The organism is Neorhizobium populisoli (assembly GCF_019430945.1).
GTDB classification, from domain to species: Bacteria; Pseudomonadota; Alphaproteobacteria; order Rhizobiales; family Rhizobiaceae; genus Neorhizobium; species Neorhizobium populisoli.
This window is the reverse complement of sequence record NZ_JAHYCB010000007.1, coordinates 251,691-267,531: the sequence shown is the minus strand read 5'-3', so window position 1 is coordinate 267,531 and position 15,841 is coordinate 251,691. Positions and strand designations below refer to the sequence as shown.

General features: G+C 60.7%; 14 protein-coding genes and 1 tRNA gene. 10 read left to right on the top strand and 5 right to left on the bottom strand.

Annotated features, from left to right (window positions below; translation table 11 throughout):
* Positions 1 to 3 precede the first annotated feature (3 nt).
* From KX729_RS21390 to KX729_RS21380, 3 genes are all read left to right on the top strand, one after another.
* Positions 4 to 1,185: a vWA domain-containing protein gene (locus KX729_RS21390; protein WP_219744517.1), complete on the top strand. Its 1,182-nt coding sequence runs from the start codon at positions 4 to 6 to the stop codon at positions 1,183 to 1,185.
* 99 nt (positions 1,186 to 1,284) lie between these two features.
* Positions 1,285 to 2,307, top strand: coding sequence for an aldose epimerase family protein (locus KX729_RS21385; RefSeq protein WP_219744516.1), 1,023 nt, complete (start codon positions 1,285 to 1,287; stop codon positions 2,305 to 2,307).
* A gap of 302 nt (positions 2,308 to 2,609) precedes the next feature.
* Complete coding sequence (locus KX729_RS21380; protein ID WP_219744515.1) at positions 2,610 to 4,736, top strand: methyl-accepting chemotaxis protein; 2,127 nt, start codon at positions 2,610 to 2,612, stop codon at positions 4,734 to 4,736.
* A gap of 156 nt (positions 4,737 to 4,892) precedes the next feature.
* Here KX729_RS21380 and KX729_RS21375 read toward each other — a convergent pair.
* The 4 genes from KX729_RS21375 to KX729_RS21360 form a co-directional block, all read right to left on the bottom strand.
* A tRNA-Gly gene (locus KX729_RS21375) sits at positions 4,893 to 4,967 on the bottom strand.
* A gap of 210 nt (positions 4,968 to 5,177) precedes the next feature.
* A complete protein-coding gene (locus KX729_RS21370) occupies positions 5,178 to 5,843 on the bottom strand; it encodes an Isoquinoline 1-oxidoreductase subunit (protein ID WP_219744514.1) in 666 nt (221 codons plus the stop codon).
* 22 nt (positions 5,844 to 5,865) lie between these two features.
* Complete coding sequence (locus tag KX729_RS21365) at positions 5,866 to 8,016, bottom strand: xanthine dehydrogenase family protein molybdopterin-binding subunit (RefSeq protein ID WP_219744513.1); 2,151 nt, start codon at positions 8,014 to 8,016, stop codon at positions 5,866 to 5,868.
* A gap of 3 nt (positions 8,017 to 8,019) precedes the next feature.
* On the bottom strand, positions 8,020 to 8,478 hold the full coding sequence (locus KX729_RS21360) for a (2Fe-2S)-binding protein (RefSeq protein WP_219744512.1): 459 nt from the start codon (positions 8,476 to 8,478) through the stop codon (positions 8,020 to 8,022).
* Between the two features lie 302 nt (positions 8,479 to 8,780).
* On the opposite strand from KX729_RS21360, the gene KX729_RS21355 reads away from it, so the two are divergent.
* The 4 genes from KX729_RS21355 (at position 8,781) to KX729_RS21340 (ending at position 11,351) form a co-directional block, all read left to right on the top strand.
* The gene (locus KX729_RS21355; protein WP_219744511.1) at positions 8,781 to 9,290 is read left to right on the top strand and encodes a prolyl-tRNA synthetase associated domain-containing protein; all 510 of its coding nucleotides are present in this window, start codon (positions 8,781 to 8,783) and stop codon (positions 9,288 to 9,290) included.
* A gap of 58 nt (positions 9,291 to 9,348) precedes the next feature.
* Positions 9,349 to 10,326 carry a thioredoxin gene (trxA, locus tag KX729_RS21350; protein ID WP_219744510.1) on the top strand — a complete coding sequence of 326 codons (978 nt, stop codon included), beginning with the start codon at positions 9,349 to 9,351 and terminating at the stop codon, positions 10,324 to 10,326.
* Positions 10,327 to 10,482: 156 nt separating this feature from the next.
* Positions 10,483 to 11,154, top strand: coding sequence for an LON peptidase substrate-binding domain-containing protein (locus KX729_RS21345; RefSeq protein WP_219744509.1), 672 nt, complete (start codon positions 10,483 to 10,485; stop codon positions 11,152 to 11,154).
* An 8-nt stretch (positions 11,155 to 11,162) separates the two neighbouring features.
* The gene (locus KX729_RS21340) at positions 11,163 to 11,351 is read left to right on the top strand and encodes a Trm112 family protein (RefSeq protein WP_219744508.1); all 189 of its coding nucleotides are present in this window, start codon (positions 11,163 to 11,165) and stop codon (positions 11,349 to 11,351) included.
* Positions 11,352 to 11,566: 215 nt separating this feature from the next.
* Here the strand turns inward: KX729_RS21340 and KX729_RS21335 are convergent, their stop codons facing one another.
* On the bottom strand, positions 11,567 to 12,793 hold the full coding sequence (locus KX729_RS21335; RefSeq protein WP_219744507.1) for a ubiquinone biosynthesis hydroxylase: 1,227 nt from the start codon (positions 12,791 to 12,793) through the stop codon (positions 11,567 to 11,569).
* A gap of 87 nt (positions 12,794 to 12,880) precedes the next feature.
* Between KX729_RS21335 and tesB the strand changes: the two genes are divergently transcribed.
* The 3 genes from tesB to KX729_RS21320 all read left to right on the top strand — a co-directional run bounded on the left by tesB (position 12,881) and on the right by KX729_RS21320 (position 15,787).
* Positions 12,881 to 13,765 (top strand): acyl-CoA thioesterase II, encoded by an 885-nt coding sequence (gene tesB, locus KX729_RS21330; RefSeq protein WP_219744506.1) that lies wholly within the window; start codon positions 12,881 to 12,883, stop codon positions 13,763 to 13,765.
* A 224-nt stretch (positions 13,766 to 13,989) separates the two neighbouring features.
* Complete coding sequence (locus KX729_RS21325; protein ID WP_007773854.1) at positions 13,990 to 14,328, top strand: P-II family nitrogen regulator; 339 nt, start codon at positions 13,990 to 13,992, stop codon at positions 14,326 to 14,328.
* A gap of 28 nt (positions 14,329 to 14,356) precedes the next feature.
* On the top strand, positions 14,357 to 15,787 hold the full coding sequence (locus KX729_RS21320) for an ammonium transporter (RefSeq protein ID WP_219744505.1): 1,431 nt from the start codon (positions 14,357 to 14,359) through the stop codon (positions 15,785 to 15,787).
* Positions 15,788 to 15,841: the final 54 nt, after the last annotated feature.

Here is a 15,841-nt window from a genome sequence, read left to right as displayed (position 1 = left end):
TTAATGTTCATCCCCTTCTTCCTTCAGCTCAAAGAGGCAAAAATTCCCGTCACTCTGCGGGAATTCCTGGCGCTCTTAGAAGGCATGGAAGCAGGGCTCGCTGATTTCGATGTCGAAGCTTTTTATTTCCTCGCTCGCACTGCGCTGGTTAAAGATGAACGGCATATCGACAGGTTCGATGCCGTCTTCTCCTCCTATTTCCGGGGGTTGGAGGCGGTGTCCGGCGAGCCGGGCGTCGATGTCGCCGAAATTCCGGAAGAATGGCTGCGCAAGCTCGTCGAAAAACATCTGACCGATGAGGAGAAAAAGCTGGTCGAGTCGCTCGGCGGCTTCGAGACGCTGATGGAGACGCTGAAGAAGCGGCTCGAAGAGCAGAAGGGCCGGCATCAGGGCGGGTCGAAATGGATCGGCACAGGCGGCACGTCGCCTTTCGGCGCTTACGGCTACAATCCCGAAGGTGTCCGGATCGGCCAGGACCAGTCCCGCCATCGCCGGGCGGTAAAGGTGTGGGACAAGCGCGAGTTCAAGGATTTCGACGACACGGTCGAGCTCGGCACCCGCAATATCAAGATCGCGCTGAAGCGCTTGCGCCGCTGGGTGCGGCAAGGGGCGGTCGAGGAATTCGACCTTCCCGGCACGATCCGTTCCACGGCCGAGCACGGTTATCTCGACGTGCAGACCCGGCCGGAGCGGCGCAATGCGGTGAAGCTGCTGATGTTCTTCGATGTCGGTGGCTCGATGGACGATCATATCCGCATCGTCGAGGAGCTGTTTTCAGCCGCCCGCGCCGAATTCAGGCATATGGAGCATTTCTACTTCCACAATTGCCTCTATGAAGGCGTATGGAAGGAAAACCGCCGCCGTTCCGACCGCATGCCGACGCTCGATCTCATTCGCAGCTACGGCCCGGACTACAAGGTGATCTTTGTCGGCGATGCCTCGATGAGCCCTTATGAGGTCACTCATACGGGTGGATCCGTCGAGCACTGGAACCAGGAGCCGGGAGCAGCCTGGGTGACCCGCGTCACCGATCATTTCCGCCGCAGCGTCTGGCTCAATCCGGTGCCGGAGGATCACTGGCGCTACACGACCTCGATCGGCCTGCTGCGGCAGTTGATGGGCGAGCGGATGTTTCCGCTGACACTCGGCGGGCTCGAACAGGCGACGCGCCTTCTCACCCGTTGACCGTCGATTTTTCTTAGGCTTCGGCGTTGCGGCCCGCCTTCAAATCGCGCAGTTTGCCGCCAACCCATCGGGCAGGACAATCCAAGCGGAGGACGGCATATGGCCGACAAGAATTTCGAAGTTTTTGGCACGACCGAAAAAGGCGAGCCGGTCTATCGGGTGAAGATTGCCGGCGGCGGGCTGACGGCGAATGTCATCACCTGGGGCGCTGTCATCCAGGATTTGCGGCTCGAAGGCCATCAGGCGCCGCTGGTGCTCGGTTTCGAGAGTTTCGAGGATTACCTCGCGCATTCCCCCTATTTCGGCGCGACGCCGGGCCGGTGCTCCAACCGTATCGGCGGCGGGCGCTTCACGCTGGACGGCAAGCTGTACCAGCTGGAACTCAACGAGCGCGGCGTCACCCATCTGCATGGCGGCAGCGATGGTATTGGGCGCAGCAATTGGACGATCGTCGAGCATGCCACCGACAAGGTCGTGCTGCGGATTACCGATCCGGACGGCCGCGCCGGCTATCCGGGCAATTGCACCGTGACCGCGACCTATCAGCTACAGTCTGGTGGGGTGCTGTCGGTCGTCTACGAAACCACCAGCGACCAGGCGACGCTCGCCAATATCTGCCAGCATTCCTATTTCAATCTCGACGGTCGCGAGGATGCGCTTGGCCACGATATCATGATCGCTGCAGATCATGTTCTGGCGCTCGACGACAAGCAGGTGCCGACCGGCGAGTTGCTGGACGTCGCAGGCACGCAATTCGACCTCCGACAGATGACATCGATGAAGCGTTTCGACGGCGATACGCAGGTTCTGTTCGATCATAATTTCTGCCTGTCCGGCGAGCGCATGCGCAAACGCTCCGTCGTGCTGGTGCGCAGCAATTATTCCGGCGTCTCGATGGAAGTGCGCACGACCGAACCCGGCATACAGTTCTACGCCGCCTTCAAGCTGCAGCAGTTGCCGGTGCCGGGTCTTGATGGCCGCCAATACGGTCCATTTTCCGGCTTCTGCCTGGAAACCCAGGTCTGGCCGGACGCCATCAACCACAAGGGCTTCCCGAATCCGATCCTGCGTCCCGGCGAAACGCTGAAACAGGAAACGGACTACGTATTTTCGCGGCAATGATGAAGCCGGCTAATTTTATTTGCCCCGCCTAGTCGCCGGACAAGCAGTAGAAATTCCGTGTAGCGGTGATGTGATTTTATCTAGCAAGTAGAATAGGTAAGGGCAGGATTTCCAATGAAATCCTGCCCTTGTTCAATATATCGGAAAATGCCGCCCAATATCTGGATTTACATGTCTCGGGCGAGCATTCTTTCTGTATTAGTTAAATTTCAACAGGTCTCGTAATATTTTTCTTCAGGATTGGCTTGCACCCGAAAGTCGGACTGCAGCTCGCGTCGTCGCGTTACGTCACTGGGGGACAAATGAGCGAGGTCACTATCAAGAAGCCGCTATCGCGGCGGCTTACCATCTTCGGTTTTGCAGCCGTTCTATTTGCGAGTGGCCTGATCGGCGGGCTGGCGTGGGAACGTCAATCGCGGATGACGGATCAATCGCTGCAAGCGGAGCTTGAGAGTGATCTTGCGGTCATCGAAGACGACATGACGGCCCAGAAGCGTGCAGCCTCGGCGCTGGCGCTGACGATTGCCGCGACACCGGAGACCGCCCCCCTCATCCTCGCCAATGACCGGCAGGCCCTGCTTTCCCGCTATGCCAACATGAAGGCGGTGAAAGAGGCAAGCAGCATCGAGATGATCACCTTCAGCACCGCGACTGCCGATGTCGTTGCCCGCGTTCACGATCCGGATGTCTTTGGCGACAATATCAAGGCGCGCCGCAAAATGGTGGCGACCGCACTCAGCGACAACAAGCTCGTGGCAGGTGTGGAGACCGGCCGTACTGCCGTCAGCCTCTTCGCCACCGCGCCGGTCGTCAAGGATGGCAAGGTCGTTGGCGTCGCCGATGTTGGCCTGAAGCTGGTGGATGCCTATTTCGGGCGACTTTCCAAGGAAGTGGATGCGTATATCGCGCTCTATACCAAGGGTGACAACAAGTTCGACAAGCAGGCTTCCACCTATACCGGCGAGCCGATGCTGACGCCCGCCGAACTGCAGCAGGCTTTCGACACCGGCAAGGTGCGTCGTTACGCCAGCATCGGCGACAAGAGCTATGCAATCGAAGCGGTACCGCTGCTTGATTTCTCCGGCGCCAAGGTCGGCGTGCTGGAAATCGCCTCCAACATCACGCCGCTGGTGAAGGCAAGCGATACGGCTCTGTGGATGACCGTCGGCGGGACCGTGCTCGTCTCCCTCCTGTCGCTGATCGGTTTCCTCGTCTTCGCCCGCTCGCTCGGCGGCACCGTGCGTCGCCTGACGACGACGATGACGCAGCTTGCCGCCGGCGATCTTTCCGCCGACGTGTCCGGCCAAGACCGTCAGGACGAACTTGGCGCCATGGCGCGGGCCGTGCAGGTCTTCAAAGAGGCGGCCAACGAAAACGTTCGCCTTGAGCGGGAGACGGCAGACGCGCGTGTTGCGCAGGAAAGCCAGCGTGAACGGCAGACCGCGATCGACAGCGCCAAGGCCGAGGATCTACGTGCCTTCGTGCATGATATCGAAAGTGGCTTCAACCGGCTTGCCGGCGGCGATCTGACGGTGCGCATGGATCATGCCGTCGCAGCTGAATTCGAGCCGATCCGCGCCAAGTTCAACAGTTCGGTCACCAATCTCGAACAGGCGATCGGTTCGGTCGTCGGTGCCGTGTCGACGATCCGTTCCGGCCTGCAGGAAATCTCCATGGCCTCGAACGATCTTGCGAAGCGCACGGAGCAGCAGGCTGCAAGCCTTGAGGAAACCGTCGCGGCGCTCGGCCAGGTCACCTCGGCCGTCAACGACAGCGCCAGCGGCGCGAGCCGCGCCCAGGGCGTTGCCGCTCAGGCCCAGGAAAAGGCCAAGCGCGGCGGCGATATCGTCGCCCAGGCCATCGATGCCATGGGTGGTATCGAACATTCGTCTGAGGAAATCTCCAAGATCATCGGCGTGATCGACGACATCGCTTTCCAGACCAACCTTCTGGCGCTGAATGCCGGTGTCGAAGCGGCCCGCGCCGGTGAAGCCGGCCGCGGTTTTGCGGTCGTCGCCCAGGAAGTCCGCGGCCTTGCGCAACGCTCGGCCGATGCCGCCAAGGAGATCAAATCGCTGATTTCCACCTCGTCGGCACAGGTGAAGCAGGGCGTCGATCTCGTCAGTGCCTCCGGCAAGTCGCTGGAGGATATCGTCGCCGAAGTCGCCCAGATGAGCACTTTCGTCAACACAATCACCTCCAGCACCAGCGAACAGGCCGACAGCCTGCGTGAAGTGGCGGCATCCGCCGATCAGATGGACAAGGTGACACAGCAGAACGCCGCGATGGTGGAAGAAACCACGGCGGCAGCCCAGAACCTGACTCAGGAGACCGAGAGCCTTGCGGAGATGATGGCCCAGTTCAAGACGAATGCGGGCAATGCTACGGGCAATTATTCGTCCGGCGGGAACCGCTACCGCGCTGCGTGATCCCAAGCGATTTGCAATGCAGACGCCGTCGGCTTCGGTCGGCGGCGTTTTTGCGTCGCGTAGGGCGTGAAATTGGGAATTTTGCGAGATGCTTGGGCCAGAAAAGCAAAAAGCGCCGGATGGCGCTTTACTTGTTTATATCTCTCTAGAGAGAATTGGAGCGGGCGAGGCGATTCGAACGCCCGACCCTAACCTTGGCAAGGTTATGCTCTACCCCTGAGCTACGCCCGCTCATATTCCACCGGTCCGGGGTAGTTCGCTAGACCGTGGCCGCCGTTTGTTGCGGCGACGGGCGCTATATCGCTCAGACGACTTTCAAATGCAACAGGGAAATGACGATTATTTCGAAGAAAAATTTGTAAACTTGCAAGCTGTTGAAAGTATTTGATTTTCCTTGAGGCGACCGCCGGCTTCCCTGTGGAGGCCGGCAGCTTTCACACGTCAGGAGGCCGGGCAGGCGGCTCCGGTATCGACCCAGGCTTTGATCAGTTCGCCGAATTCGGCCTGCGTTCCCGGCACCGGTTCGCGGCCGGCACCCGGATCCCAACCCCAGCCGACCAGTTCGTCATGCGCCATATGTTCGACGATCTGATCCATGCTCTTGCCGCCGTTGCGGGCCGGATCCTTTATCTGCTGACAGATCTGGCCAAGCGATTTACCGACCCAGGCCATTTCGATCGGCGCGAGATGCCAGGCGGGATTGCCGGGAATGCTCTTGATCGTATCGGCCTGCCCGACGACCGGCGTGTTCTGCGGGCTGTGGCAGGTGGTGCATTGCATGCCGGGCATGCCCATGCCGCCATCGCCGCGGAAGACCGGCGGTTGATGCGGATGCATGGTGGCACCCTGCAGCGGCCGGTCGGTAGCAGGGTGACAGTTGACGCAGCGCGGATGCTGGATGACCTTGCCGGCCTCCTGGAACAGTGCCACGGAGCGCTGCTGCTGGTTGGTGATCGACTGGAAGGAGGCCGCGGGCTTCAGTGTCTTGCCGTCCGGCTTAGTTCCCCCTTGGGCGTTCTGAGCGATGGACGCGGGCGACAGCGCCATGCCGGCGCCCACGAAAAGACAGATGGCCGCGAGGCCGGTGAAGGCGAGTTTAAGCTTCATCAGGTTGTCCTCTTCCCCGTTCCTAGGCCGAAACGATGTTGACGATCGGAAGCTGCCGGACCGGGGCTCCGGTCAGGCGCCGCCAGGCATTGGCAACCGCCGGGCCAACGGGCGGCACGCCGGGCTCGCCGACGCCTGTCGGCTTTTCGGACGACTTGATGATTTCCACCGCAACATCCGGCATCTCGTTGATGCGGATCGAGCGGTAGTCGTGGAAGTTCGACTGGATGATCCTGCCGCCTTTGCCCAGCGTCACCGCGTCGAAGAGGACCGCACCGAGCCCGTAGCCGATGCCGCCTTCCATCTGTGCCTTGATGACATTGGGGTTGATCGCCACGCCGCAATCGACCGCGCACCAGACCTTGTGGACCTGCGGTGTGCCTTCCGGCCCGACCGAGACTTCGACGACCTGGCCGACATAGGTGTTGAAGCTTTCCACCACAGCGACACCGCGCATGCGGCCTTCCGGAAGCTTTGAGCCCCAGTTCGACATTTCGGCCGCCTTCTTCAGCACGCCCGCATGGCGCGGTTCGTCCTTCAGAAGCGCCAAGCGGCCTTCGACCGGGTCCTTGCCGATCTTCTGGAAGAGTTCGTCGACAAAGGTCTCGACCGCAAAGCCGGTATGGGTATGACCGACAGACCGCCACCAGAGTGGTGGGATGACGAGTTTCACGTTATGCGAAGTCACCTTCAGGTTGGGGATCGCATAGGGCAGATTCGAGGCGCCTTCGACCGAGGTCGAATCGAGATCGGCCTTGCCCATGATCGACTGGCCGACGATCGATTGCTCCCACGCGGTGATCTGGCCGTCCGCGTTGATCGCGCCGCGCATCCTGTGGGCATACATCGGGCGGTAGAAGCCGCCGCGAATGTCGTCCTCGCGGGTCCACATGTGCTTCAGTGGCCGGCTGCCGCCGCTTGCCTTATAGACGTTGGCGGCCTCCTGCATGTAGGGCGAACCGAACTGCGCCTTGCGGCCGAAGCTGCCGCCCGCAAGCTGGGTATTCACCCGAACCTGCTTTTCGTCCATGCCGAGGATTTTTGCAGCAACCTGCTGGTCCATGGCCGGGAACTGGGCGCCATTATAGATATCGACCGAGCCATCGCCAGACTTGATGAAGACGGCGTCCAGCGGTTCCATCGGCGCATGCGCGAGGAAGGGAAAGACGATCTCTGCCTCGATGCTCTGCACGCCAGTCGCCTTGAAGGCGTCGTCGACATTGCCCTTGTTGGTCGCTTCGATGCCGGGCTCGCGGAAATGCCTGACATATTCCGCCGCCAGCTCCTCGGAAGAGCGAGTCTCTGCCTTGGAGAGATCCCACTCGATGCTCAGCGCATCGCGACCCTTCAGTGCTGCGAACGTGTTGTCCGCATAGACCGCGACGCCAGACGGGACCTGTTTCACATCCACAACGCCTTGCACCTTGTGGGCTTCCGCATCGTCGAAGCTCTTCACGGTCGCGCCGAAATGTTCAGGATGGGCGACGACGGCGATCAGCAGATTGTCTGGCGTGATGTCGAGCGTGAAGATCGCCGTGCCATTGATCTTGCCGCGGGTGTCGAGTTTCGGCAGTTCAGTGCCGATCAGCTTGAAATCCTTGGGATCCTTCAGTTTTGGTTCGCCCGGCATCTGCTTGGCGGCCTTTTCGGCGAAGGCGCCGAAGCCGCTTTCCTTGCCGGAGGCGGCATGTTTGATGCGGCCCTTTTCGACGGTGATTTCCGATGCCGGAACCTTCCATTCGTTGGCGGCCGCGGCGACCAGCATGGCACGGGCAGCAGCGCCTGCCTTGCGCATCTGCTCATAGGAGTTGGCGATCGAGCTCGAACCGCCGGTGCCCTGCAGGCCGAAGGCGAGGTTTGCGTAGATCTTGTTTTCGGTCGGCGAGTGGACGGCGCGCATCTGGCTCCAGTCGGCGTCGAGTTCTTCCGCCACCAGCGTTGCGAGGCCCGTAAACGGACCCTGGCCGAACTCGATATGTTTGGAAAGCACCGTCACCGTATCATCGGTGCCGACCCGAACGAAGGTATTCATCGGCAGGAGAGCCGAATCACCGCCGGCCCTGACGCCGGTCGGAGCGGCGGAAAGGAATTTTGGCGCGATCGCCACGCCAATGACGAGACCGGAGCCGGCAATGAAGCCACGGCGGCTGGTGTTCAAATCCTGAAGCGTCATGGCTCAGCCCTCCATCGAATTGGCGGCATTGTGGATCGCCGCGCGGATGCGATGGTAGGTGGCGCATCGACAGATATTGCCGGCCATCGCGCCGTCGATATCCGCGTCGGTGGGTTTCGGCACCATCTGGAGCAGGGCGACGGCCGACATGACCTGTCCGGACTGACAGTAACCGCATTGCGGCACGTCGAGGCCAGCCCAGGCCGTCTTGACGGCGTCGGCTTCCTTGCCGGATACCCCTTCGACGGTGATGACTTCGGAACCGTCCACCATGGAGATCGGCGTCACGCAGGAACGGCGCGGCATGCCGTCGAGATGCACCGTGCAGGCGCCGCACTGGGCAACGCCGCAGCCGTATTTCGTACCGGTAAGCTTTTCGGCGTCGCGGATGACCCAGAGAAGCGGCGTATCGGGATCGCCGTCGAACTCTTTCTGCTGGCCGTTGAGTGTGAAGCTGACCATGGTCGGACCTCTCGTTCTTGAACGCCGGCGCCCCGCCGGCATCGGTTTAAAGGCGACTATGCTATCGGCCGGAGCCGGTACCCAGGGCGCGGCGAGACGCGCCGAAACAAACTTGAGATAATTGGAATAGTTATTTCTTATCAGTCAGGTAGTCCGCATGCGAAATGCCGGTCCCCCGCATTTCAATTAAATGGTCGACCATCATACAAGGTCAAGGTGCTCACGAGATCGTGTGCGCTCGCTTGGCCACCTGCAACATTGCCGCTATAGTCGCGCGGCCTACCAACAGAGCCCTTCCGAACATGACCGAGACTGCCCCGAAAACCGCCGAGGAATTTTTCCGTTTCCTCGACAGCCTCAACATTTCTCATTCGACCAAGACGCATCCGCCGGTCTTTACCGTTGCGGAGTCGGAAAGCCTGCGCGACGAAATCCCCGGCGGGCACACCAAAAACCTTTTCGTCAAGGACAAGAAGGATCAGTATTTCGTGCTGACCGTCGAAGAGAATGCGACGGTGGACCTGAAGACGGTTCACAAGGTGATCGGCGCTTCGAGCCGCGTCTCCTTCGGCCGGCCGGAAATGCTGCTCGAATATCTCGGCGTCGTGCCGGGTTCGGTGACCGTGTTCGGTGCCTTCAACGACACGGGTAACAAGGTCACCTTCGTGCTCGACGAAGACCTCATGAAGTACGACATCATCAACGGACATCCGTTGTCCAACGACGCGACGACCTCGATCGGTCGCGACGACCTGATCCGCTTTCTGGAAGCGACAGGACACACGCCGCTTGTCTTGAAAGTCACGGACTGACATACGATCTTTGCCAGCGAAACAGGCAATATTACCCAAGCGTTCCGGGAGAACACTCATGAGCGGCAGCGACAATCCCTATGGCGGCTCCTACGGTGGTCAGATGACCGCTTCGGCGAGCTTTGGCGCTGGACCCGCAGCGGGTTCGCCGGCAGCTGGTGGTTATGTCAGCGACACCAGCACAGCCGGCTTCGCCAAGGACGTCATCGAAGCATCGCGGCAGCAGCCGGTGCTTGTGGATTTCTGGGCGCCGTGGTGCGGCCCGTGCAAGCAGCTGACGCCGATCATCGAAAAGGTCGTCAACGAAGCGCAAGGTCGGGTAAAGCTCGTCAAGATGAACATTGACGATCATCCGTCGATCCCAGGCCAGCTCGGCATCCAGTCGATCCCGGCCGTCATCGCCTTCGTCGATGGCCGTCCGGTCGACGGTTTCATGGGTGCCGTTCCGGAAAGCCAGGTCCGCCAGTTCATTGAACGGGTTGCCGGTTCTGAAGGCACAGACCAGGCTGCCGAGATCGAGGCAGCACTTGCTGAGGCGGAAACGCTGCTCGCCGGCGGCGACATTCAGGGTGCGGCGCAGCTTTACGGCGCCGTTCTGCAGGCCGATCCGGAAAGTGCCAAGGCTGCCGCGGGCATGATGCAGTGCCTGATCGCTATGGGCGAGACTGAGCGTGCCAGCCAGATGCTCGCATCCCTGCCGGAAGAGCTTGCCAAGGATGCTGCCGTCCAGGCTGTCGCCAAAAAGCTCGACCAGATCGAGGAAGCCCGCAAGCTCGGCGATCCCGTCGCACTGGAGCGTGATCTCGCTGCCAACCCGGACGACCACGCCGCCCGCCTGAAGCTTGCCAAGATCCTCAATGTGCAAGGCGAGCGCGACCAGGCGGCCGAACATCTTCTGACGATCATGCGCAAGGACCGCACGTTCGAGGACGATGGCGCCCGCCGCGAGCTGCTCGCCTTCTTCGAGGTCTGGGGGCCAAAGGACCCGGCGACGATCTCTGCCCGCCGGCGTCTGTCGTCGATCCTTTTTTCATAAAATCTACTTGAGGAGGCCGGTCTTACCGGCCTCTTTTGTCGCGGCCTGTGGATCGGAATCACGATCAGCCTTGCGTTATGGCGAGGCTGCCCCACATTATCCTCAGCGGCGAATTTACGTCGCGGTCTGGCCGCTGATCTGGGAGGTGTCGGACCCATGCATGTGGGCAATGCTAGATATCTGAAACGCGAAGATTTGCCGGAAACGGTTCCCGTTTTCCCTTTGACCGGTGCATTGCTTCTGCCCGGCGGGCAGCTGCCGCTCAACATCTTCGAACCCCGTTACCTCGCTCTGTTCGACGCCGCGATCACCGGCGATCGGCTGATCGGTATCGTACAGCCATCGCTTCTGGAGGCGGGCGGCGCGGCGGAAAGTCCGCGTGCGGCGTTGTCCACGGTCGGTTGTATCGGCCGGATCACATCCTTCGCGGAGACGGGCGATGGTCGTTACATCACCTCGATCAGCGGTGTATGCCGTATCCGCCTGATCGAAGAAGTAGGTGGCGGACATCCTTATCGGACCTTCAAGATCGCGCCTTTTATGGCCGATCTCGAAGATGACGAAAGCTCCGTCGATCGCCATGAGCTGCTGCGCGTCTTCAAGGCCTATCTGGATGCCAACAAGCTGGAAGCCGATTGGGAAAGCGTCGAGCGGGCCGGTAACCGGACGCTGGTCAACTCGCTTTCGATGATGTCGCCTTTCGGTCCGGCCGAAAAACAGGCATTGCTGGAAGCGCCGGATTTGAAAACCCGAGCTGAGACGCTGATCGCGATTACGGAAATCTTTCTGGCGCGTGGATTCAACGAATCCGACACGATCCTGCAATAGGCCGGCAGATGGATGAAAAACTCAGCAAGGTCGATCCGAAACTGCTCGACCTTCTCGTCTGCCCGCTGACCAAGAGCCGGCTTTCGCTCAATCGGGAAACCAACGAGCTGATCTCGGAGAAGGCGCAATTGGCCTATCCGATCCGCGACGGGATTCCGATCATGTTGATTTCGGAGGCTCGGAAGATCGAGAGTTGAGGCGAGGGCGGTGTCGCCCCTCATCCGCCTGCCGGCACCTTCTCCCCGCTCGCGGGGAGAAGGACATATGCCGCACTGTGTTCACCCAAAAAACGACTTTCCGATCAACCGAGTTACTTTGAGGTTGATCGAGGCGGTGAGTTAGCCGTTTGTTTCCTTCGCCCCGCGTGTGGGGAGAAGGTGCCCGGCAGGGCGGATGAGGGGCAGCTAATGTCTCAAATCGCCTCGCCTGCCAACAATTTCGGCCCACCCTCACCACTCTTCCCGGCAGCCTGATCGATGAAGAAATTCTTCAACCTCGGCATCCGCTCTACCACACCCAGCCCGAAGTCGCGGGCGATGCGGATCGGGGTGATGTCGTTGGAAAACAGTCGGTTCAGGACATCCGTCGTCACGCCCATGCGGAAGGTGTCGAAACGGCGCCAGGACTGGTAGCGCTCAAGCACGTTCAGCGCGCCGATATCGAGGCCGAGGCGATCGCCTTCAACGATGGTTTCGGCCAAAGCTGCGACATCCTTGAAGCCGAGGTTGAGGCCCTGACCGGAAATCGGGTGGATGCCATGGGCCGCGTCGCCGGCAAGCGCGAAGCGCGGGGCGACAAAGGCGCGGGCAAGCGTCAGGCCAAGCGGGAAGGCTTTCTTGCCGCCAACGACCTGCAGATCGCCGAGCTTGTGGCCGAAGCGGCGCTGCAGCTCTTCCTCGAACACCAGATCATCCGACGAGACGAGACGATCGGCTTCTGCCGTGCGTTCGGTCCAGACGAGTGAAGAACGATTGTTGGTGAGCGGCAGGATGGCGAAGGGGCCGGATGGCAGGAAATGTTCTTCAGCCACGCCTTCGTGCGGCCGCTCATGGGCAACGGTGGCGACGATGCCGGACTGGCCGTAATCCCAGGTGACGGTCTTGATGCCGGCCATGTCGCGCAGTTTGGAGCGCACGCCGTCGCAGGCGACGAGGAGGCGGGTGGCGACCGTCGAGCCGTCGGAGAGCGAAACGGTGCAGCGGGTACTGGTGGTCACGAAGCCGGTCGCCATCAGGCCGTGGCGAATAGCGATGCCGAGCCGCTCTGCGGCGCCGCGCAGTGCCCGCACCATGGCGACATTCGGCACCATATGGGCGAAGGGCCGGCCTTCCTCGATCTCGCCATCGAAGGTCAGGAAAACGGGGCGGACGGGATCGGCGGTGCGGCTGTCGGTGACGATCATCCGGTTGATCGGTTGAGCCTCCGTGGCGATCTCGTTCCAGACGCCGAGCACGTCGAGCATCTTGGTTGCTGCCGCGATGATTGCCGACGCGCGCTCGTCCTTCTGCCAGACGTGTTCGGGGGCCGCTTCGATCACCTCGACATTCAGGTGCGGCGCAGCCTGCTTGACCGCCACAGCGGCGGCAAGACCGACGTAACCGCCACCTACAACCAGCATGTCAACTAGCGTGTCCGGCATTTGCCCAAACTCCCGTGCGACTTGAGAAACTTTCAACCTGGATATAGATCATCCAACCGCCGCTTCCTACCGCCGGAGACCGTCATAATGTCGCGCCAGCCCGAATTTCGATCCGCCATGGAAGAGCTGATCGCGACGCTCGACCTCGAAAAGCTTGAGGAAAACCTGTTTCGCGGCGTCAGTCCCGATGTCGGTTGGCAACGCGTGTTTGGCGGACAAGTGATCGCGCAGGCGCTGATGGCGGCGCAACGCACCGTCGACGACGATCGCTTTGCCCATTCGCTGCATGCCTATTTTATGCGCCCCGGCGATCCGTCGGTGCCGATCCTATACCAGGTGGAGCGCATCCGTGACGGATCCAGCTTCAACACCCGCCGTGTGGTCGCCGTGCAGCATGGAAAGGCGATCTTTGCCATGTCGGTCTCCTTCCAGATCGAAGAGGATGGATACGAACATCAGATCGCCATGCCGGCGGTCACCCAGCCGGAAGAGCTGATGGGCGAGAAGGAGTTCAAGGAACTCTTCATGAAGAGCGCGCCGGAAAACGTTAGGCGCTACTGGTCGCGCGAACGGCCGATCGAAGTTCGCCCGACGTCGCTGGTGCATTACCTGACGCGCGACAAGCTTGAACCGCGGCAGGATGTCTGGGTGCGCACGCTCGGAGAAGTGCCGCAGGATCGACGTTATCGGAATGCGGTGCTTGCCTGGCTTTCCGACATGACGCTGCTCGACGCTTCGCTTTATCCGCACGGCACGTCGATCTTCGATCTGAAGCTGCAGGCGGCGAGCCTGGACCATGCCATGTGGTTTCACCGATCCGTCACATTCGACGACTGGCTGCTCTACACGCAGGACAGCCCCAGTGCTTCCGGTGCCCGAGGCATGACGCGCGGCAGCATTTATAGCCGCTCCGGCGTGCTGATCGCATCGGTGGCACAGGAAGGACTGATTCGGAAAAAGGCAAACGCATAATCTTTGTGCAAAATTTTTAGATTGCACATGTTTTAGACATATTTACGCCGACCAATTGCCCGTTTCTTGGCGCCGTTTTTATAAGCTTTTAAATTTCAATAACTTATACCCCCGTTCGAAACTGGCACGCCCTTTGAATGTATCTCGCCAGTCGCTGTCATGATCCACAGCGATCCGGAGAGTCGGCTTTTACGCCGAGGACAACCAAAGGATGGGAAAGCCAGATGAAAATCGTGATGGCCATTATCAAGCCGTTCAAGCTGGACGAGGTGCGTGAAGCCCTCACGGCTGTCGGCATCCAGGGCCTGACCGTCACCGAAGTCAAAGGTTACGGACGCCAGAAGGGACATACGGAAATCTATCGCGGTACCGAATATGCCGTCAGTTTTCTGCCGAAACTGAAGATCGAAATCGCAGTCCCCTCCGACCTCGTCGAAAAGGCCGTGGATGCGATCGCCTCTGCCGCCAAAACCGGCCAGATCGGCGATGGCAAGATCTTCGTCTACTCGATCGAACAGGCCGTGCGCATCCGTACCGGCGAAACCAACACAGAAGCGCTCTAAGCACGGCTGACAGGGGAGTTTTTTAGCTATGCAATTGAACAAGATTTCCACTCTCGGACGCCTGGGCGCTGCTTTCGCGGCCCTGATGGCGCCGGCTGTCGCGTTCGCGCAGACGGCCGCAGCACCTGCGGCGGAAGCCGCGGCTGCAGCAGCACCGGTCATGAAGGTCGACAAGGGCGACACGACCTGGATGCTGATCTCTTCCATTCTCGTTCTGCTGATGATCGTGCCGGGCCTTGCCCTGTTCTATGGCGGTCTGGTTCGCACCAAGAACATGCTGTCGGTTTTGATGCAGGTGATGATGATCGCGGCCGTCGCGATGATTATCTGGGTCACCTATGGTTATTCGCTCGCCTTCACCGACGGCGGTTCGCTGAACAGCTTCGTCGGCGGCTTCTCCAAGATGTTCCTGGCTGGCGTCGATGTCACAACGATGTCGGAAAGCTTCACCAAGGGTGCAGCCATTCCGGAACTCGTCTTCGTCTGCTTCCAGATGACCTTCGCCGCGATCACCCCGGCGCTGATCGTCGGTGCATTCGCCGAGCGTATCAAGTTCTCCGCGGTCATCCTCTTCACCATTCTGTGGCTTACCTTCGTCTACTTCCCGATGGCCCATATGGTCTGGTTCTGGGGCGGCCCGAGCGCATATGACGGCCCGACCGGCCTGATCTTCGGCTTCGGCGCGATCGACTTCGCAGGCGGCACCGTGGTTCACATCAACGCCGGTATTGCCGGTCTCGTCGGCGCGATCATGGTCGGCAAGCGCACCGGCTTCGGCAAGGATATGATGGCTCCGCACTCCATGACGCTCACCATGGTCGGTGCAGCGCTTCTGTGGGTCGGCTGGTTCGGCTTCAACGCCGGTTCCAACCTCGAGGCGAACGCCTACGCTGCGCTCGCTATGCTCAACACCTTCGTTGCCACCGCGGCTGCCGTCGCCGCCTGGTCGATCGTCGAAACCTTCGCTCGCGGCAAGGCTTCCATGCTGGGTGCTGCCTCGGGTGCCGTCGCCGGTCTCGTCGTCATCACCCCGGCTGCCGGCTTCGTCGGCCCGATGGGCGCCATCATCATGGGCCTGATTGTTTCGCCGGTCTGCTACTTCTTCGTTTCGACTGTGAAGAACAAGTTCGGCTACGACGATACGGCTGACGTCTTCGGCGTTCACGGCATCGGCGGTATCATCGGCGCCATCCTGACCGGCGTATTCGTCAACCCGGCCCTCGGTGGTACCGGCATTGTCGACTACTCGACGGCTGACTTCGCAGCCAGCTACGCCGGCACGGCAACTCAGGTCTGGGCACAGACCAAGGGTGTCATCGTCACCCTGCTGTGGTCTGGCATCGGTTCTGCGATCCTCTACAAGATCGTCGACCTGATCGTCGGCCTGCGCGTTCCGGTCGAAGCCGAGCGCGAAGGTCTCGACCTCGCGTCCCACGGCGAAGCTGCTTACCACTCCTAATCAATCGTATGGGCGGCGGGCGACTGCCGCTCCCAGATCTCCCGCCGCGGCGTC